The sequence below is a fragment of the Vibrio natriegens NBRC 15636 = ATCC 14048 = DSM 759 genome, assembly GCF_035621455.1.
Classification (GTDB): Bacteria; Pseudomonadota; Gammaproteobacteria; order Enterobacterales; family Vibrionaceae; genus Vibrio; species Vibrio natriegens.
Map to the genome: position 1 here is coordinate 1,238,529 of NZ_CP141823.1, position 19,939 is coordinate 1,258,467.

The window sequence follows — 19,939 nt, forward strand, 5'->3', positions numbered from 1 at the left end:
GCTCGCTTTGAATTTATATACGCGATTGCTTTTAAACACTTACTGGGCTTTGGAAGGGGATATTTACTAAATAAAAAGGGTACATAAATTGTTCTAAACTTTGAGTACATCATGTCAGAGGTGCTCAAAATGGAGCGATATAAAAAAGCAACTGTTGGTCTCCTTGCTCTTTTTTTTCTTTTCGGCTGTGAAAGTCTATTTTTTTGGCCGACCAAAAATCTTGTTGGGTCACCGGAACACTTTAACTTCAGCAAACAAGATGTTTACTTCACGACAGAAGACGGTCTCAAACTGCATGGATGGCGGCTTCCTGATGGTGGTAAAAGCAAGGTTGGAACCATATTTTTTCTACACGGTAATGCTCAAAACCTAAGTTATCATATCGCTAACTCCTACTGGCTTATTAATGAAGGGTGGGAAGTCGTAATTATTGATTACCGAGGATATGGATTGTCTGAAGGCGAGCCAGATATATCTTCGATACAAAAAGATGCTTTGGCTGGCTATCAATCAATTTTATCTGAGCGTGAAGATAATTTACCAATTATTGTCTGGGGGCAGAGTCTTGGAGCTACAGTTGCAATTAATATGGTAGCAGAGCTTTCTACAACAGATAAACCTCAAGGACTAATCGTGGATAGTGCGTTTAGCTCGCACCGAAAGATAATGCAAGAAACGCTAGGTAAGTCTTGGATTACCTGGCTGTTCCAATACCCTCTTAGTTGGTTTGTACGTACTGACTATTCGCCATCATTATTCGTTGGTCAGATAGAAGATGTCCCACTACTAATCGTTCATAGTGAACGAGATCCGCTCATTAATATTGAACACGCGAAGGAATTATATGAACTAGCTAACTGGCCTAAGGAACTGTGGATATCGGAACAGCCAGGACATATTAATATATGGGATGATCTAGTTTGGCGTGAAAAACTAGTTTGTCAGCTTGGGGATTGGCCCGATCTCAAACCAATGGAAAATGTATGTGAACATCACAATTGAAGTGATATTACTCACTAATGTATTAAGAAATCGATATTTTTTTCATAAATGCATTGAGTTGATTATGGAACGAAGTTAACATACTGCCATAATTATCTTGACGTATACAATTGGTTGAATTTTAAACATATTATTCTCTGTCTCGTTGTAAGTACTTGTGTTTCTTTATTAGGAATGAGCAGTAGTATGGCGAGCGATAGAGAGTTATTAGAAAAAGCAATACATGAATCGATAACTCGTGAATTAGCAGTGTCGAAAAAATGGCTAGGTCTTATCCATTTTGAAGATGGTGTAGTGTCTTCGAGAAGCTCAATAAACAATTCGGATTTCTTTTTATCCCCTTTAGGGTATAAAAGTCCACAAGCAGAATTAAAGGCAACATTAGATAAGTTTATTCATTCCCCTATAACTCAGTGTCGCTTTCCGGCAAGAGTGCTCTGGTTAAAGTCGGTTATGCCAAACTTGATATTGCCGCAAGTTCACTGTGCTGAATATGATTCATATATGAAGGCCTTTCGTACCGAAAGTGTAAGCGTTCTGTATGCCAGTGGCTACCTCGGAAACCCGGCCTCGATGTATGGCCATGTTCTTTTAAAGTTTAATGGTTCTGAGAATAACGATTTACTTGATAACACGTTCAGCTATGGCGCTATTGTATCTGAATCTGATAATAAGCTTACTTATATCTATAAAGGCATTATGGGGGGTTATCAGGGACATTTTGCTAACCAGAAATATCACCATCAAAGTTTAACTTACAATGAGTCTGAGTTGCGTGATTTATGGGAGTACCGGCTTAATCTAACTCAGGACGAAATAGATCTGTTATTGGCTCATCTATGGGAGATTGAAAACTCGAGCATGACATACTATTTCTTCAAGCAAAATTGTAGTTATCAACTTGCAAAGTTGCTAGAAATTGTTGTCGATAGACCGCTGTTGGCACCAAATAAGTTATGGGTGATGCCTTACGATCTGATTATGATGCTTAATCAACCGGGTGTTGCCGATTATATTGACGATTTTATCTATCATGGTTCGCGCCAAGAAAATTTATACAATAGATATAAACAACTTAATGATAAAGAGAAAGACTGGGTTCAACGCATCATAAACCAGTCGTCTGAAAACACTCGGAGTTTGCTACTTTCAATTGATGAAGTCTCTGCAAAGAGAATAATTGATACACTATATGACTACTATTCATTTTTAGATATAAAAAATGAAGGATTGTCTAAAGAGCAAGCTAATAAACGGAAGCAGTTACTATTAGTACGGTTTGAACTGCCTCCTGAGAAAATTGAGTGGGAAGTATCGAAGAAGAAACCACCGCATGCAGCACAAAATACGGCAAAGCTACAAGTTTCTCAGCTTTACAATGAGTCATTTGGACAGGGTAATATATTACGATTCCGAGCCAATTATTATGACATGTTGAATTTGAATGCAGCTCGTATTCCATATTCAGAGCTAAGTACTTTGGACATTAGTTTTTTATACACAATGGAAACCGACGCATTAAGGTTGCGTGAGTTTTCACTTTTTAATGTGGTAAATCTAAATGTTTCTCAGACAGGGTTGCCAGGTGATGAATCCAACGCGTGGGCACTGAAAGCAGGATATAAACCAACGAGTTTGGACTGCATTAAATGTTCAGATATATATCTATCAGGATTTTATGGTAAAAGCTGGCTAATCAGGGACAATTTTGTCGGTTATTCGGCACTAGCTGGAGAATTTCAGTTTTCGGACTTCACAAATAGTAACTTGCTTGGTGGGCCGGAATTTGGATTGGTGTTGGATATAACACCTTCATGGGCGACGTCTTTAATTTTTGGTCGCTCTTATAACTTAATAAGTTTAGCGGAAAGCAAAAACTATTTATCTTGGGAGCAGCGCTTTTTAGAGAGTCGTGATTTCGACTTCAGAACCACTGTTCGTTATGACGAAGTTTTTGAATATGCTATCAACGTTTCAATGTATTGGTAAATAAATGAAAAAATTATTAGTAAGCGCAGTGGCGCTATCAACTCTATTGGCTGGCAACGCTGTGGCTGCAGATAAGGTTAACCCTTGGAAACACTGTGGTATTGGAGCTATGATTTTTGATAACAACGGTGCGGCGGCAGCGATATCAAACATTATTTGGGATTTAGGTACAACCGCTGTTTCATCTAAGGTGTCTTCTGAAGACTCTTGTGAAGGTGCAAACGTCAAAGCTGCTCAATTTATTCAAGACAATTACAATCAAGTTCTTGAAGAGACTTCTCAAGGCAATGGCGAACATGTGACAGCAATGTTAGACATGCTAAGTGTAGAAGAAGCTAAACAGCCTCAAGTTTTAGCGGCTATCCGTACTGAAATGGCTGGTAAAGTAGCGAATGAGCAAGCAACACCTGAAGCTTATTACAATGTGGTAATGGCTAGCCTCTAAGCATACACAGGACTTAAAAGTTTCTTTACGAGACTTAGTCAAATCAACTTAGCCCTGAGGTATCATTTTCTTTCAGGGCTAGGTTAAAAAGCTTTTGAGCTGATAAGGATTGTTTAAACTAAGGCTGATAACTTAGAAACCTCATTCTCATTGAGGAGACCAGTAGACTTCGCCATTCCCTCATCTTTTAACTCAAGCCAATCACCTTTCAACCACTTCCATTCTCCATTATCAAATCCGTTACGATTAACTATGCGTTAAATGAACGGTATCTCATTTGTAGCTAATTAGTGTTTTATGCAATCTGTTGAGTTTTCATGTCAGATAGGTTTAGAGTGAATAAGGCCTAAGAATCAAACGGAGGAGTATTCTATGCGCATTGGATTAGTTGGTTACGGTGTTGGTGGTCAGTATTTTCATGCACCATTTATCGAGGCGTCAGAAAAGTTAGAACTGACAGGTATTGTTGCTCGCTCTGAATCTAAACGAGCACAGATAGAAAAAGATTTCCCAGGCATGCCGGTGTATGAGAGCTTAACAAGCATGATTCAATCAGGCACTGTGGATGCCGTTACCATCACGACTCCTCCTGAAACTCGTCGCGACTTAGTATTAGAAGCTATTGAATCAGGACTCCATGTTGTCGCAGATAAACCATTTGCACCGAATGCCCAAATTGCAAAAGGGTTGATCGACGCGGCAATCGCAAAAGGAGTGGTATTGTGCGCTTTTCATAATCGCCGCTTTGATACTGATGTACGCACTCTACGTAAAGTGATGGATGATGGGCGCTTAGGTCGGATTTGGCGTATGCATTCTCGTTTAGATTGCGATGATCCAGTCACTCTTGAAGCTGGCCCAAACGGTGGGTTATTGCGCGACTTGGGAAGCCATGTTGTCGACCAGGCAATTTATCTCCTTGGCCCAGTGACTTCGGTCCATGCTCATCTGGATGAAGTTGAGCTTCCTGAAGGGCCAACTAACGCGAGTTTTGCGTTAACCTTACATCATAAAAACGGTGCCACGTCGTATTTGTCTGCCAGTAAACTGAATCGTATTCAGATGAAAGAGTTCCTTGTGTATGCTGAGAAGGGGAGTTTCCAATCGCAAATGTCTGATGTTCAGGCTCAGGCTATATTCAGTGGTCAACGCCCAGTCAATGATCCTCAACATTGGGGATATGAAGTGGAACAGCGTTGGCCGTTACTGCGAGACGAGAGTGGTGAACACGCGATTCCTTCCGAGCAAGGTGCTTACTTTGATTACTACAATCAATTTGCTAAAGCGGTGATGGAAGAAGCAGAGCCTCCAGTATTACCAGAGCAAGTCCTACAGGTGCTGAAAATTCTTGATGCTGCTGTAGTGAGTGCTCAGGAAAACAGAGTGGTGACGATTGATTGAGAGTGTTCGCGCACCGATCAACAGTGACAACATTTTAAATCCTTTATCCCGAAATCATCTGGATATATAAAATCCAGCAATTACGAACCCAAAAGTAGTCGAGGTTGCGAGGAGTTGTTACACTCACGAGCTGCTAAAAAGGAGTAAGCTTACATGGCCAATGACCTGGATGACTACGACGTAAAAATTCTGCAGTTATTGCAAGATAATGGACGCCTGACAAATCAAGAGCTTAGTGAGTTGGTTGGGTTGTCAGCCTCGCAATGTTCCCGCCGTCGTATCACATTAGAAAACAATAGCCTCATACTTGGCTATCATGCTCGCTTGTCACCAAAAGCGCTAAAGCAGGAAGTGATAGCGATGATAGAGGTGAAACTGCTTAATCACGAAGCTGAGAAAACTCATAACTTCTTGAACTTTATCGATAATGAATCGCGTATTGTTGAAGTCTTTAAAACCACGGGAGATGCGGATTATCTGATAAAGTGCTTGGTCGCTGACCTGAACACGTTAAACGATTTGATCAACCGCATCTTCACTACTCAACTCATTTCCCATATTAAGACTTCCGTCGTGCTTGAGCGTGTAAAAGAGTACGGCACTACCCTCCAATCTTGATAAATGGTTGCACCAAAATAGCTCGCCCCCTGCGGGTTTGGTGCAATTAATTTTCAAACTATGCATGAAATCGTCATTTTTGTGTTTTTACTTGCACGATATATTTGTTGTGTTATTAATAATGCACAAATTACGCATGTTGTTGTGCGAGGGCAGTGATCAAGGAATAGATTGATTGCTGGGGTGTAAGTGTTAGTTAAGGGATTAATAAAGTGTCAGAGGCGACAATGACGAACACAGGCCATAAGTGGTTTGAAGACGTGTTCGCTCTTTTTATGGGAACAAGCTTAGTATCGTTTGGCGTGTTGTTTTTAAAACAAGTGGGAATGGTGACAGGCGGCACTGCTGGACTATCTCTGTTCCTCAGCTACAACTTTCAATTAGAGTTTGGCACCATCTTCTTTTTGGTAAACCTACCGTTTTACTATTTGGCTATCCGTCGTATGGGTTGGTTGTTCTGCCTGAAAACCTTTACTGCAGTCGGTTTGGTCTCATTTATCACCAATACACAATCCAACTTTGTTGAAATCAGCAATGTGCACCCACTATATGGGGCGATTTTTGGCGGGTTTTTATTTGGTACTGGGTTTATCATCTTATTTCGTCACAAAGCCAGCTTGGGTGGCTTTAATATTCTAGCGTTATACCTTCAGGACAAAATTGGTTTACGCGCAGGCTGGTTCTTAATGGGCGTAGATGTGACAATTATGTTAGTGTCTCTATCCGTTGTCGGTTATGTCGAACTGGCTCTATCAATACTCTGTGGTGTCATATTGAACTTTATCATTGGTTTAAATCACCGTGCAGACCGTTATCAAGTTAATAATTAACAAGGAGAATTTCAGTGCTTAATCATGTAACAGCCTATGCCGGAGACCCAATATTGTCTCTGATGGAACAATTTATGGCGGATGAACGTTCTGAAAAAGTGAATTTAAGTATCGGCCTGTACTACGATGAAAATGGCAAAATTCCAACGCTACCATCTGTTGCAACTTCGCAGCAGCAGTTAGCCGCAGAAGAAAGTCAGCCTTGTATTTACTTGCCAATGGAAGGCTTAGCAGCATATCGTGCAGCGGTTCAAGCTCTTGTTTTTGGTGAAAGTCACCCTGCGCTGGAAGAAAAGCGAGTAGCGACGATTCAATCACTCGGTGGTTCTGGTGCGCTGATGATCGGTGCGGATTTCCTTAATCATTATTTTCCAAATTCGAAAGTGTGGGTGAGCAATCCAACATGGGAAAACCACAATGCCATTTTTGCGGGTGCTGGATTCGAAGTAGGTACTTACCCGTACTTTAACCCAGAAACGAAAATGCTCGATTTCGATGGCATGGTTTCTCAGTTAGAAGCGCTACCTGCAGAGAGTATTGTTCTGCTTCATCCTTGTTGTCATAACCCTACGGGCGTTGATCTTACTAATCAACAATGGGACAAAGTGATCGAAGTGGTTAAAGCACAAAAGCTGATACCATTTTTCGATATGGCTTATCAAGGATATGGTGAAGGGATTGCTGAAGACGCTTACGTTATTCGTCAGATTTCTCTGGAAAAAGACGTAGTGAGCTTTGTAAGCAACTCATTTTCTAAAACTTTCTCACTTTACGGTGAGCGAGTTGGTGGTCTGTCTGTCGTATGTGGTAACGATGAAGAAGCATCCCGCGTGCTTGGGCGGTTAAAAGCGACGGTTCGCCGTAATTACTCAAGCCCGGCAAAACACGGCGCGGTTGTGGTTTCTAACGTGCTCAATACGGAAGAACTAAAAACTCAGTGGTTTGGCGAAGTAGAAGGCATGCGTAGCCGTATTCTGACGATGCGTGAAACCTTGCACGAACAGCTAAAAGCGTTACGTCCTGAAAAAGACTTCAGCTTTCTAATCAAACAAAAAGGCATGTTCAGCTACACGGGTTTCTCGCAAGCGACCGTTGAAAAGCTTCGTGAAGAGCACGGTATCTATCTGATTAACAGTGGCCGTATGTGTCTAGCAGGTCTGAACGAACAAAATGTTGCACGAGTTGCTGAAGCATTTGCTGCTGTTTAATAAGACATTAGATTAAGAATATACACCCAAGTGCTCTTAAGTTGCTTGGGTGTTTTTTTATGCTGTTAGCGAAGTGCATATTAGCCCCTGATACCTTTGTCTGAGAACTATTCAGATAGTTATCTTGGCCTTATGAATTGGTATTAATAAATTTATCATTATCTATATAGCCAAAAAGAATAACTGCTATTAGATTAAAAAGTCTAAAATTTTAGAGTTCAAAACCCTTCTCATATCGTTAAAAATCCATCTCTTTTAGGTCCGGTTTTATCGCTGTCTATTCGGGGCATACTTTAATGAATATCTCACTAACCTTTTGCAGCTAAAGGTGAATCTGACCAATTAGCCACCCTCGTTTGCTCCAACGGCTACTTTGGCTTGAAACTTTTGCATGCCATCCTATCGTGTTCTTTGCTTTATGAGAATTGAAGCGCTTCTCCTGCCTAGCACATCGTATGTTTACATTTAACCGTTTACGAGACGGTAAGTTTCATATTGTTATTACTATTTGATCTGATGCATATGCATATAGGTCACTACACTTTTACAAATGCTTAACAAATTAAATGGTTCAATGTCGAGCCATTTTAGTCACCACAAAACAAGGAAGAGCAGCTATGAACAAGACTATGCTTTTTGTTTTAATAAGTTCACTGTTGAGCACTGGCGCATGGGCTGGTCCGCCGGGAGAAAATACGCATGGTAGTACAACGATTTCGGTATCTGAGAGTATTCTAGGAGCGGATACATGCATAAATCTAGCCTCTGCCATGGCAAATGATTCAGATAGCGATGTATCAGCTGATGCTTTAGCTTACGCGATGTCCGAGGCTTCTTCATATATCGACATCAGTTATTCTGGGGGCGTGACTCTAGACTTAACAAGGCACGGAAACAATGGCGCTGTACATCAGGTCGAGTTAAACGCGAGTATGGGAAGTGGTACTCTTTTTGCCCAAGTGGCTGAGTCCGACACAGAAGGGGATTCAGAGGCTTCTGCTTATACTAGTGCAGAAGCGGAAGCCGCAGCTACGATGATTGCACAAGCCTACATGAGTGTATTCCAAGGTATTAATGAGGATATTGACCTCGTAGTAACAGAGATCACCATTAAGATTGGTACCGAAGCGACAGCATCAGCTGTTGCCGGAGTTGAAGGCTCAGCAGAGAGCGAAGCAGTCGCAGAGTCTGAAGCTAGTGCAGGTGGCGATAGTTCTGCTTCTGCAAGTGCAACTGGCGGAGGTATATCGTCGAGTGGATCTTCATTCTACGTACAAGGAGCCAATATCGAAGAGTTTACAACACAACTGGGTGTTGCAAGCGGTACTGTATTCAATGTTCAGACTTCAGCTCTTGCGCAAGTATACGCTGACGCGATGGCAACATCATTCGTTTACGCCATGGCAGAAGCATCAGCTCAAGCGCAGGCCGCTGGCAAGCTTACGTTTGAATGGGACTTACCTGTTTTAGGGACAGGTTCGTTACCCATTGTGACCGCTTTTGACTCTGCGGCTGATGTCGCGCAACAAATAGCCGATGCCACTCAAGAGATCATTTCGTATGCGCAAGCTGCCGCTACCTCTTCTGCAAGCGCTTTAGGTGGTTCTTCCGTTAACATGAATATGATGGTTCATTATGAGAATCTACCTGGTACCGAAGATTTATTGGAAGTCGTGGGAGGTGGTAGCCTTGCTTTAGACTGTTCTCAAGCTTCGGCCAGTGCGACTGCAAGTGCAGAGGCTGAGACTGAAACCAATTAGTAGTTTGATTCATCATCCTCAAATCGCTTTTATAAAGTAACCGCATAAAGTAACTGGTTAGGTTTTCTTTTGAGGTATGACGAAAAGCAAAAAGCCACCCAATGGTTGCGTGGGTGGCTTTATAATTACCAGATATCTCTATTCGCAACGTAAGTCCGATGTAATGCTTTATTGATCTGAGGGTTGCTTACAAAGAACGAACTGCCCGCGAAGCCTGATCATAAAAACCTGATAAGGTGCGCATCATAGTGGCGATATCACTGAGCTGTTCATCCATGCCCACGCGTTTTATCACATCAACTAGAACCTGCTCCCTTACTTCTTTGTACTCGTTGCAGAATTTCTCACCGATTTCCGTAACGTTGTAAAAAGTGTCCTTACCCTGACGTGTACCGTCCACTAGTTTTAGTTTTACCAACTTGCGAACTGAATAGGAAACCGTGTGTAAGTCATCGATGTTAAGTGTAAAAGCGACATCAGAAATACGTTTTGGACGATTACGATGATAAATATTATGCACAACCATAATGTCTAAAGGGCTGAGTTCAGGCATGCCTGAAGTTGTACTGCATGATTGCATCCAGCGATGAAAAGCATTGTTCATCATCGTGAGTGCATATTCAAATTCACTAAGGCTGGTTCCTTCTTTACTCGCTAGATGTGAAGAGGAAACGATCGGCATTCTATGTTTATTCTCGTTGTTATCGCTCATCGATAATGTTCCTCATTTAGTTTTGCGTCATGCTCATTGGAAGCCATGTTACCAGCTGAGGAAATAAGGTCACGATGATAACAGCCGCTAACAGGACAAAAAAGAACGGTAGTGCTGCTTTGGCAATGTATAAGATGTTTTTACCGGTTAAGCTTTGAATCACAAATAAGTTAAAGCCAACTGGTGGTGTGATTTGCGACATCTCAACAACCAATACGATATAAATACCAAACCAAAGTGGATCGATACCAGCCTGAACAACCATTGGTAGCACTACAGAGGTGGTTAGAACGACTACCGAAATACCATCTAGGAAACAGCCTAATATTACAAACAGTATGGTTAAGCAAATAATTAGCATGTACGGAGAAAGCTGCAGTAGCGCGATTTCTTCTGCCAACATACGAGGTAGCCCAATAAAGCCCATTGCTACAGTTAAGAACGCTGCACCGGCAAGAATGAATATAATCATGCACGACGTTTTTACTGCGCCCATTAAGCTTTGCTTAAATGTATCCCAATTCAGGGTACGGCTGGTAAGAGCGAGAATGAGTGAACCCAACACACCAAATGACGCAGCCTCAGTAGGAGTGGTGATACCAGCGTAAATAGAGCCTAATACAAAAATGACCAGAACAATTATTGGAACCAGTTTAAGTAACCCGGCAAGTTTGTCTTTTAAACTGTAAACTATTTCGTTTTTTGGTGACTCTTGTGGATTGCGCAATGACCAAATTGCAGTATAACCAACAAACATCAGAAGCAGCATAATGCCTGGAATCGCGCCTGCGATGAATAATCGAGCAATGGAAACTTCGGCAGAAACGCCATAAACGATCAGAATGATCGAAGGCGGGATCAATAATCCCAGGGTCCCAGAACCAGCTAAAGTACCTATCGACATTTTGTCAGAGTAACCTTGTCGCTTTAACTCTGGTAGCGTCATTTTTCCAATCGTTGCGGCCGTTGCAGCTGAAGAGCCCGATACCGCAGCAAACATACCACAGCTCAAAATGTTTACATGCAATAGTGCGCCCGGTACTCGGTTAAGCCATGGGGTTAAACCTTCAAATAAGTCTTTTGAAAGACGAGTACGGAACAGTATTTCCCCCATCCAAATGAACAGAGGTAAAGCGGCTAATGACCAATCTGATACTGCTCCCCAAGTAGAGGTGGCGTAGATAAGGCCAAAAGAGTCATTGCCCAGCATCAACATGCCAACAATGCCAACGGATATTAATGATAACGCGACCCATGTACCACTTGCTAACAGGGTAAAAAGAACAATAATCGAAATTATACCGATATAAATCTCGCTCATCGCGAAGCTCCTTCTTCAACCTTGTCCATTCTACCTTCATCCAGAACAATAGGTTCTGCTTCGGCAAGTTGTTCCTCTTCTGATTTAGGAATCATTTCTAGGCCTAAGAAATGACGAACGGTTGTATCAATGACAGAAATGGCAAAGATGGCACTACCTATGGCTACCGGAAGTTGAACGGCCCATAAAGGCATGGGGATATAGCCGTGAGTGACCTCTTCGAATAACCATGACTCCCAAACCATGTAACCTAGTTGATAGCTAAGGAAAACAACCAATACGGATGCCAATAAAAGAATAGAGCGTTCGACAATGATAAGCGCAGCTGGACTTAGCCTTTGTAGAAATAGGCTAACCCGAATGTGCGAACCACTACGAAAAGAGTAAGCTAGGGCTAAAAAGCTGGATGCGGCCAAGAGGTAACCAGCAATGTCACCGCTGGATGGAATGACTACGCCAAACCAGCGTCCTGTCACTCTAACGAGTATGGTAATACAGATAATGACAATACAGATGCCAGAAATTGCACCAGCAACACGATAGATGTTGTCGAGTATCCCTCTCATAGTCGAACTCCCTGTTCTGAACAAGGTCTGTTGCCTTCAAATATTCAACAGACCTTAATGATTATTGTTGGTAGGCTTTCAGTACGGCTTTACCAGTCTCACCAGTTTCCTCAATCCATTCCTGAGTCATGGTTTCACCAACTTTTTTCAGAGCTTCCATTAGTTCTGGAGTCGGCTGTGCTACGTTAATGCCTTTTTCAGCCAATTCTTTGGTTTTCTCTACGGTTTCTGTCTCCGCCATTTTCCAACCACGTTCTTCTGCGGTCTTCGCTACAGTTAAAAGCTCTGATTGAACCTCTTTTGGTAGTCGCTTAAATGCGCGTTTGTTGACTATCACCATGTTTTTAGGGATCCATGCCTGAACGTCGGTGTAGTTGCTCAAATAATCCCACGATTGGCTGTTTACGCCTGTAGAAGGGGAGGTGATCATCATATCAACGATACCAGTAGAGAAAGCTTGCGGAATTTCCACGTTCTCAACTGTTGTCGGAGTCGCATCCAGCAGAACGGCTAGGCGAGACTGAGTAGGGCTGTATGCACGCATTTTTGCCCCTTTAATATCGTCAACAGAGCTGATTTGCTTCTTACCGTAGATACCTTGAGGAGGCCAAGGCACAGAATAAAGTAGCATCATGCCTTCTTTATCCAGTTTCTTTTCGATAGTCGATTTTGATGCAGCGTACAGCGCTTTAGCTTGTTCGAAGTTTGTTGCCAAAAACGGAATATTATCCAGCTTATAAATTGGGTCGCTGTTGCCCAGAATACCGATAAATACTTCACCGATAGGAACTTGCTGGGTACGAACTGCGCGAGCAATTTCAGGGTGTTTAATCAGCGAGGAACCCGAATGGACAACTATTTCTAGTTCACCGTCAGTGGCTGATTTTACGTCATTAGCAAATTGAACGATGTTCTGCGTATGATAGGTTGCGTCCGGATAAGGTGTCGCCATATCCCAGCGTGTTGCTGCGTAACTAGAGCCAGTGGCCACAAGAGCAAGAGTGATGAGTGATTTCTTTAATAGTGGTTTAAGCATTGCCTACTCCTTAAAAGTATTTCCTTGGCGATGTGTATCACCTCAACTTGGTAGCCGCTCACTTCTGCGTCTTTAACGCTCAATTGGTTTCCAGGTTGAAGTTAACTAAATTCCGATTTTCCACACAAAACTTCGTGTTACATCAAAAATCCATGAGTAATCGTTTTTCACAATAACGATAAATAAACAAATTGACAACATTTAAAAAGTAATTACGATTTAAATTGCATGCAAATTGTATTCAACGGTTGAAGTTTATCCGTTAATACTAAATAGAGTCTTAGGGAGAATACTCATGAAATTGAATTGCGATTTAGGTGAAAGCTACGGAAATTGGGTCACTGGCATGGACGATGAAGTGATGCCTTTTGTTGATATGGCAAACATCGCTTGTGGATTTCACGCCTCTGATCCGGATGTGATGGCAAAAACCATTCAGAGTGCTGTTAAGCACGGAGTTAGTATTGGTGCTCATCCAGGGTACGATGATAAAAAAGGATTCGGTCGTCGTTCAATCCCACATACTCATGACGAACTAAAAAATATTGTCGCCTATCAGGTCGGTGCGATGATAGGTATGTGTAAGCTGTATGGTGCAAAGGTTGAATACATTAAACCTCACGGTGCACTTTACAACGACATGATGAGCAATGAGGCGGTTTATCAGGCGATTGTAGAGAGTATCGCCCAGGCTGATTTTGGTGTTCCGTTAATGATTCTAGCCAAAGTGGATAACGAGAAATACCAAGCCATCGCGGATGCTGCGGGCGTTTCTTTGCTATTCGAAGCGTTTGCTGACCGTGCTTATACCAATGAAGGCACACTTTCATCTCGTAGTTTACCGGGTTCGGTTCACCATGACCCTCAGCTAATCATTAATCAGGTGGAACAACTGGTGACAAACGGAACAGTAACCACGATTGATGGTAATGAGCTGGCTTTGAAAGCAGATACCATCTGTGTTCATGGTGATAACCCAGAATCTATTAATACGGTTCAGCAATTACGTAAAGTGATTGACCGATGAAAGTAGAGGTTTCGCGTGTATCTGAGACCAGTCTCATTATCTATTTTGGGAACTCGATTGATTTAAAATTGATCGAGAAAATCGCGGCATTCAGTCATGCTGTGCAGGATAAATATCAGGGGAAGATAGTTGAAGTGATTCCCTCGTATACCTCTCTGTTAATTGAGTATCACCCTCTTCACGTGGATATTGAGGAACTGACCCAGTGGTGCCAAAAACAGGCTGACAAAATGTTAAAAAGTAATGTTTTATCATCGTCGCCTAAAGTGGTGACTTTTCCTGTCTATTACCATCCTGAAGTCGCTCCTGATCTTGAACACCTAGCTCAGGCGCGTAATTTATCGGTTGAGCAAGTTATAGAGATTCACAGCCAGACAGAATATACCGTTTGTGCCATAGGTTTTGCTCCGGGTTTTGCGTTTCTCGGTTCAGTTGATTCCAGAATCGCTACCCCGCGCCATATTGAACCGAGGCTGAAGGTAGCAAAAGGTAGTGTCGGCATTGCCGATGAACAAACTGCTATTTATCCCTTAGAAACGCCGGGTGGGTGGCAGGTTATCGGTAACTGCCCCAGTGATCTCTTTAATTTTAATCATGATCCTATGATGCCGTTTGAGGTCGGTGACAAAATTCGTTTTGAGTCGATTACAAGAGATGAGTTTTTGCAGCTAGGGGGCGTGATATGAGCGGATTACAAGTTATATCCCCGGGAATGTTAAGCCTTATTCAGGACAGGGGACGCTTTGGTGTCGCGCGTGACGGATTAAGTGCGGGTGGGCCTGCAGACCTTCATGCGTATTGCTGGGCGAATAAACTACTGGAGAATGCCAGTACTGCACCAGTATTAGAAATAACCATGGGTAATGCTTCATTTTTGGCGCTTGATGATGTGCTTATGTCTCTTACAGGAGCTGAAACCCATCCATCTATCGATGGCCAGCCTGTTGCAAACTGGCGTAGTTTTCTGCTCCGTAAAGGAGAGACCCTTAAACTTGGCTATGCTAAATCAGGATTTCGTGCTTATTTGGCTGTGGCAGGTGGTTTTGATACACCAAAAGTTTTCGGCAGCAGTGCTACTGTCGTGCGTAATAAGCTTGGTGGTTTGAGTGAAAGTCAGGGCAGTGCTATTCAGAAAGGTGATGTTCTACCAGTACCTAAATTAACCTACACTGATGTAAAAAATGAACTGGAATTCAACTGGGTACCAAGATTTTTTATTCCTAAATATACTGATGAAATCAGTTTGTCAGTGATTGAATCGTATCAGGGAACACTATTTCCCAAAGAGGCAAAACACGCATTTTACGCTAAACCATATTTGATCACTGACAAGTCTGACAGAATGGGTATTCGACTTTCCGGAGAGGCGGTTGACGCTGGAATGAGTGGGGTTATTTCTGAAGGCATCGCTTATGGTTCTATCCAGTTTCCGGCGAATGGCCAACCCATTATATTACTAAATGATCGGCAGACATTAGGTGGTTACCCGAAAATTGGTTGTGTATCTAAATTGAGCTTGATGAAATTGGCGCAGGCAAGGCCGGGCAGTTTGGTTCATTTTTATCGTGGCGATATTGACTACGAAACTAAAGCGTACAGCAAGTTCATTCACCACTTTTCTCTTTGAACAAGTCGTATTGAGTAGTTCGATTTTGCAATAACAATTATGCGGAACAAACAACAAACGGGAGGCTTATTGCTTCCCTTTTTATTGCTTATTAATCAACGCGTTTGAATACTGCATGCTGCTTCTTATCTATTGCCGACCAACACTGCGTCGTGGAAATGCGGTCTGTGGCAACTTTGGTTTTGAGTTTCTAAAAGGACTTTGTTTTAGCAATTTCTATTTACCCTTAAGATGATTTATCCACTGGTTACCTCTTCTAGAAGCTGGGCTCGGTAGGCTCGCGGAGTGACTCCAAACCAAACCCGACAGGCGCGGTTAAATGTGGCTTGTTCTGAGTAGCCTAGTAGTCCACTGATCTGACTTAACTTTAGGTTTGGATCTTTCAAATACTTGGTCACGATAACTTGCCGCTCACTCACTAATATTTGCTCGTAGGTAGTACTCTCTTGGGCGAGTTTTCGTTGCAGTGTTCGCTTGTGCATAGAAAGGTGAGAAGCGATGTTTTCACTGCTACATTGGCCTGTGGGAAGGAGACCTCTAATGAGTCTTCTTACATCATCAGAAACGGAACTGGCAAAGGGAATGGGTTGTGATTCCAGGTAGTGCCTTGCCAGTTTACAGGTTTGCTCATCTTCGCTGGATAGCGGAGTCGCGAACGCCGACTCTGGGAGAATAAATCCGCACCAGTTCTGATTAAACTCGACTGGACAGCCAAATACGTTTTGATACGACGCCTCATCTCCCAGCCGAGAGTGCATAAAGTGCGCAGAGATGGGTTTAAAGTCGTTTCCGCATAATAACTTAATCACCTGCATCGCATTCGCCAATCCCAGCTCATAGCACTGTACAGAGTAGTCAATGCCACGACCCTGCACGCAGTATTCCAACTTTATTGTTCGGGCTTGTCCCTTTGTTTGAACGATGTGTTTTGTCGTTAATGCTGAACAATGCAGGTGTAAATAATTGGAAATATTTTCCAGTGCATCACCAACCGTCGCCGAACTGCGTGCAATCACCGAAATCGGGCCAAGAATGCCCATACCTTGATATTCAGCGAGTCTCAGGCCGAAGTCCGGGCAATTGAGAGTGGTTACCGTGTCTTCCAGCAAAGCAATCATATTACGAAAGATGAGGAAGGAATCCTCATCCCGTTTATCTGCACTAGGGATGTGATATTTCGACAGCAGATAGAGAGGATCTCCACCCAAAGATTGCGTGAGATTGTCGTATCCGCGAAGGTTTGTCGCTCTAATTAGAATATGCACCATGACTCCCTTGTCTCTATTTTTCCATTCTATCGCTGATACAGTTCAGTCAAAAATGTGGAATCAACATTTTAGTAACATTGTCGTATTTTATCAAAAAATAGTCGTCATTCATCAATATTGTTTGCCGTCCTTTCTGAAATATTGAGCAATGTTTAGTCAATAATAACGACAAAAGGAAAACGTTATGACCGCTGCACACTACGACACTATCATCATCGGAGCCGGACTTTCAGGGATTGGAACCGCTTGCCACCTAGCCTCTGAGCACCCAGATAAAACACTGGCGATTTTAGAAAGAAGGGAACGAATGGGAGGTACCTGGGATTTATTTCGCTACCCAGGAATTCGTTCTGATTCAGATATGGCGAGTTTCGGGTTTGACTTTAAACCTTGGTATTCCGATAAAGTTCTGGCAGAAGGAACAAGCATCCGGGAGTACGTTGCGGAAACGGCTGAAGAGTTTGGCTTTGACGACAAGGTGCAATACGGTTTGGCAATCACTTGTGCAGACTGGTCTGACGCTAAACAGCGATGGACTGTGACCGCTACGCACGAGTCGTCAGGTGAGGAAAGAACATTTACTTGCTCGTTTTTGATCAACTGCGCTGGCTACTACAATTTTGATAAAGGGCATCGACCACATTTCGAAGGAGAGGAGTCGTTTAAGGGCGATATTGTTCATCCTCAGTTTTGGCCTGAGGATTTTGATTATTCGAACAAGAAAGTGGTCGTCATTGGTAGTGGTGCAACAGCCATAACACTTTTGCCAAGTATGGCGGAAAAAGCTGCGGGTGTGACTATGCTCCAGCGCTCGCCAAGCTACATTATGGCGGTTCCGAATACGGATAAAATTTCTGTTTTCCTTAATCGTTTTTTACCGAAAAAGTGGGTGTTCAATCTGATCAGAAAACGCAACATTCTCATGCAACGAGGTATGTATCTGGCGTGTAGAAAATGGCCAGAAAGAATGCGTAAAGTGTTGCTATCGCATGTTCGTAAGCAAGTTGGTCCAGAATTTGATATGAGTCACTTCACGCCGAATTACAACCCATGGGAGCAGCGCTTGTGTGCGGCGCCAGACGGTGATTTTTTCAAAACCTTGCGTTCAGGTAAGGCGAATATCGTCACTGATCATATCGAACACTTTACGGAAAAAGGCATTAAGCTGAAATCTGGACAGTACCTAGAGGCGGATGTGATTGTGACCGCAACAGGTTTGGATATCCAGTTAATGGGGGGCATGGAGTTTTTGCTCAATGGCGAGCCAATCAACGTTCCGAATCGCATGATATATAAAGGGATCATGATTGAAGGGGTGCCAAATTATGGTTGGATATTTGGCTATACTAATGCGCCATGGACGTTAAAAGCGGATATCGGCGGACGTTATTTGTGTCACTTGTTTAGTCATATGGAACAACATGGTTTTGCCGCTGTTCGACCTGTGGACAACGATAATGCCAACACGGGTGTCAGCATGCTAGATGGCTTTGCGCCGGGTTATATGGAGCGGGCCAAAGAAAGAATGCCGAGACAAGGAAAAGAAGGACCTTGGGTTGTCACTATGCACTATGGAAAAGACAAAAAAGCGTTGACTGAGGATCCTATCGAAGATGGCGTTTTACAGTTTTCTCCTGCTGTAAATCAAGATAAAGCAATGGTTCAGGAAGTTGAAGCGACAGCATAAGACGACTTACCTTAAGTGAAGGACTTGAATATGAAAATACCTGATAGCACTAAGCCGCCGGTGGTACTTATTCCCGGAATGTGGAGTACGGGAGAAACCTTATCAGAAGTACAGCAGGCTTTTGAAGCGCAAGGTTATGAGGTGGATTCTCTTTGTCTTCCTGAGCACAAGAACAAGCTCGAATACAGTCAAGCGGATAAAAGCCGACTTGCTACGACTACATTACAAGACTACGTGGATTTCATCGTTGCCAGAGTTAAGTCGCACGATCTTGCCCCTATTTTGGTTGGGCATTCAATGGGAGGATTGTTAGCACAATTAGTGGCGGCTAGGGTGCCAGTCAGTAAATTAGTGCTGCTCTCATCTGCCGCTCCTGGTGGCATTAATGGTTGGAGTTGGTCGGTTATTCGTACATTTGGGCTCAACTTATTGGTATTTCCACTTTGGCGTAAAGTCACGGAAGTTGGCGAGAGTAATGTCCGCTATGGCATTGCTAACTCTCAAAGTGACTCTGTTCAAGAGCAAATCCTAGACAATATGACCTTTGAGTCGGGCATGGCAACGTTTCAGATTGGCGTTGGTGGCTTTTTCAAAAGTGGTTTTTCACGGGTTGATGCAAAGCAGGTGACGTGTCCAATACTGGTATTGGGCGGAACCGCAGATCGTATTACGCCTATCAAGGTGCAACGCGAGATCGCGAAAAAGTATGGGAAACAGGCTACTCTGGTCGAATTACCAGAGGTATGTCACTGGACAATAGGGGGAAGCAATTTACCCCACGTTACATCGGTGATCTTTGACTGGCTTGATGAACAAATACATATCGCCGCGTAAATACAGCGTTTGTACATTGAACCGCATGTTTGAAAAATGCCCTCCTGTTAGAGGAGGGCATTTTGTTTACTCTTAGCTAGCGAATTGGAATCTTGTGTTCTTCTTCGCTGTGTCCGGCTAGTTTAGGTACCACGACAGTCAAAACACCGTCGGAAAAATCAGCGCTAATTTCTTCGACATTAATGTTGTTACCGAGCGTAAAACTTCGAGACATTTTGCCACTGTAGCGTTCACTGTGGACTACTTTACCTTCTTTTTCTGTCTCTTTTTTAGTTTCGATACTGGCTTCGATGGATAACACACCTTGCTGGCAGCTAAGTTTGATATCTTCTTTTTTCACTCCCGGCAAATCGGCAGTGACTTCGAAAGCTTGGTCTTTCTCGACGATATCAACTCGTGGTGAAAAAGACCCTTCTTCGAATCGTGTCCTCAATGCAGGAAATGAATTGTCAATAAACCGGGAGAAATCTGCCCAGCTATCACGAGGAACCAAGCTCATAAGTACCTCCTAATTCACTCTTTCCTAACATCACTATAAGTGTAATTCGGGTGTGCGAATTTTCAGGAAAAATTACTGCTCTGTTTGATAAATATCAAATATTCAGCGG

General features: G+C 42.9%; 19 protein-coding genes. 13 read left to right on the top strand and 6 right to left on the bottom strand.

All coding sequences use genetic code 11. The features are described from left to right. Window positions 1–129 precede the first annotated feature (129 nt). From VER99_RS19960 to VER99_RS19995, 8 genes are all read left to right on the top strand, one after another. On the top strand, window positions 130–1,002 hold the full coding sequence (locus VER99_RS19960; protein WP_031779246.1) for an alpha/beta hydrolase: 873 nt from the start codon (window positions 130–132) through the stop codon (window positions 1,000–1,002). Window positions 1,003–1,188: 186 nt separating this feature from the next. Further along, window positions 1,189–2,991, top strand: coding sequence for a lipoprotein N-acyltransferase Lnb domain-containing protein (locus tag VER99_RS19965; RefSeq protein WP_020335406.1), 1,803 nt, complete (start codon window positions 1,189–1,191; stop codon window positions 2,989–2,991). Window positions 2,992–2,995: 4 nt separating this feature from the next. Then, on the top strand, window positions 2,996–3,436 hold the full coding sequence (locus VER99_RS19970; RefSeq protein WP_020335405.1) for a DUF3015 family protein: 441 nt from the start codon (window positions 2,996–2,998) through the stop codon (window positions 3,434–3,436). A gap of 372 nt (window positions 3,437–3,808) precedes the next feature. Then, on the top strand, window positions 3,809–4,837 hold the full coding sequence (locus VER99_RS19975) for a Gfo/Idh/MocA family protein (protein WP_020335404.1): 1,029 nt from the start codon (window positions 3,809–3,811) through the stop codon (window positions 4,835–4,837). A 153-nt stretch (window positions 4,838–4,990) separates the two neighbouring features. Beyond that, entirely contained in the window at window positions 4,991–5,455 is a 465-nt protein-coding gene (locus tag VER99_RS19980; RefSeq protein WP_020335403.1) for an Lrp/AsnC family transcriptional regulator, read from the top strand. A gap of 227 nt (window positions 5,456–5,682) precedes the next feature. Continuing rightward, window positions 5,683–6,285 carry a YitT family protein gene (locus tag VER99_RS19985; protein ID WP_014234850.1) on the top strand — a complete coding sequence of 201 codons (603 nt, stop codon included), beginning with the start codon at window positions 5,683–5,685 and terminating at the stop codon, window positions 6,283–6,285. 14 nt (window positions 6,286–6,299) lie between these two features. Next, entirely contained in the window at window positions 6,300–7,493 is a 1,194-nt protein-coding gene (locus tag VER99_RS19990; RefSeq protein WP_024372863.1) for an amino acid aminotransferase, read from the top strand. Between the two features lie 617 nt (window positions 7,494–8,110). Then, window positions 8,111–9,253, top strand: a complete 1,143-nt coding sequence (locus VER99_RS19995) for a hypothetical protein (protein ID WP_020335401.1) — start codon at window positions 8,111–8,113, stop codon at window positions 9,251–9,253. 187 nt (window positions 9,254–9,440) lie between these two features. Here VER99_RS19995 and VER99_RS20000 read toward each other — a convergent pair whose 3' ends face one another. The 4 genes from VER99_RS20000 to VER99_RS20015 all read right to left on the bottom strand — a co-directional run bounded on the left by VER99_RS20000 (window position 9,441) and on the right by VER99_RS20015 (window position 12,888). Beyond that, window positions 9,441–9,965, bottom strand: a complete 525-nt coding sequence (locus VER99_RS20000) for a winged helix DNA-binding protein (protein ID WP_020335400.1) — start codon at window positions 9,963–9,965, stop codon at window positions 9,441–9,443. A 16-nt stretch (window positions 9,966–9,981) separates the two neighbouring features. Further along, window positions 9,982–11,286, bottom strand: coding sequence for a TRAP transporter large permease (locus tag VER99_RS20005; protein ID WP_020335399.1), 1,305 nt, complete (start codon window positions 11,284–11,286; stop codon window positions 9,982–9,984). Beyond that, the gene (locus VER99_RS20010; protein ID WP_020335398.1) at window positions 11,283–11,852 is read right to left on the bottom strand and encodes a TRAP transporter small permease; all 570 of its coding nucleotides are present in this window, start codon (window positions 11,850–11,852) and stop codon (window positions 11,283–11,285) included. Before VER99_RS20010 ends, VER99_RS20005 begins: the two co-directional genes overlap by 4 nt. 61 nt (window positions 11,853–11,913) lie before the next feature. Next, a complete protein-coding gene (locus VER99_RS20015; protein ID WP_020335397.1) occupies window positions 11,914–12,888 on the bottom strand; it encodes a TRAP transporter substrate-binding protein in 975 nt (324 codons plus the stop codon). A gap of 295 nt (window positions 12,889–13,183) precedes the next feature. Between VER99_RS20015 and VER99_RS20020 the strand changes: the two genes are divergently transcribed. From VER99_RS20020 to VER99_RS20030, 3 genes are read left to right on the top strand one after another with little or no spacing between them, the layout of a single operon-like run. Then, window positions 13,184–13,915, top strand: a complete 732-nt coding sequence (locus VER99_RS20020; RefSeq protein ID WP_020335396.1) for a 5-oxoprolinase subunit PxpA — start codon at window positions 13,184–13,186, stop codon at window positions 13,913–13,915. Continuing rightward, window positions 13,912–14,601, top strand: coding sequence for a 5-oxoprolinase subunit PxpB (gene pxpB, locus VER99_RS20025; RefSeq protein ID WP_020335395.1), 690 nt, complete (start codon window positions 13,912–13,914; stop codon window positions 14,599–14,601). Before VER99_RS20020 ends, pxpB begins: the two co-directional genes overlap by 4 nt. Continuing rightward, a complete protein-coding gene (locus tag VER99_RS20030; RefSeq protein ID WP_020335393.1) occupies window positions 14,598–15,542 on the top strand; it encodes a 5-oxoprolinase subunit C family protein in 945 nt (314 codons plus the stop codon). Before pxpB ends, VER99_RS20030 begins: the two co-directional genes overlap by 4 nt. A gap of 236 nt (window positions 15,543–15,778) precedes the next feature. Here VER99_RS20030 and VER99_RS20035 read toward each other — a convergent pair whose 3' ends face one another. After that, the gene (locus VER99_RS20035) at window positions 15,779–16,810 is read right to left on the bottom strand and encodes an AraC family transcriptional regulator (protein WP_020335392.1); all 1,032 of its coding nucleotides are present in this window, start codon (window positions 16,808–16,810) and stop codon (window positions 15,779–15,781) included. A 184-nt stretch (window positions 16,811–16,994) separates the two neighbouring features. Between VER99_RS20035 and VER99_RS20040 the strand changes: the two genes are divergently transcribed. Both VER99_RS20040 and VER99_RS20045 read left to right on the top strand, forming a co-directional pair. Continuing rightward, window positions 16,995–18,497, top strand: a complete 1,503-nt coding sequence (locus tag VER99_RS20040) for a flavin-containing monooxygenase (RefSeq protein WP_020335391.1) — start codon at window positions 16,995–16,997, stop codon at window positions 18,495–18,497. A 30-nt stretch (window positions 18,498–18,527) separates the two neighbouring features. Beyond that, on the top strand, window positions 18,528–19,331 hold the full coding sequence (locus tag VER99_RS20045) for an alpha/beta hydrolase (RefSeq protein ID WP_020335390.1): 804 nt from the start codon (window positions 18,528–18,530) through the stop codon (window positions 19,329–19,331). A gap of 76 nt (window positions 19,332–19,407) precedes the next feature. Here the strand turns inward: VER99_RS20045 and VER99_RS20050 are convergent, their stop codons facing one another. Further along, the gene (locus VER99_RS20050) at window positions 19,408–19,830 is read right to left on the bottom strand and encodes an Hsp20/alpha crystallin family protein (protein WP_014234844.1); all 423 of its coding nucleotides are present in this window, start codon (window positions 19,828–19,830) and stop codon (window positions 19,408–19,410) included. Window positions 19,831–19,939 lie beyond the last annotated feature (109 nt).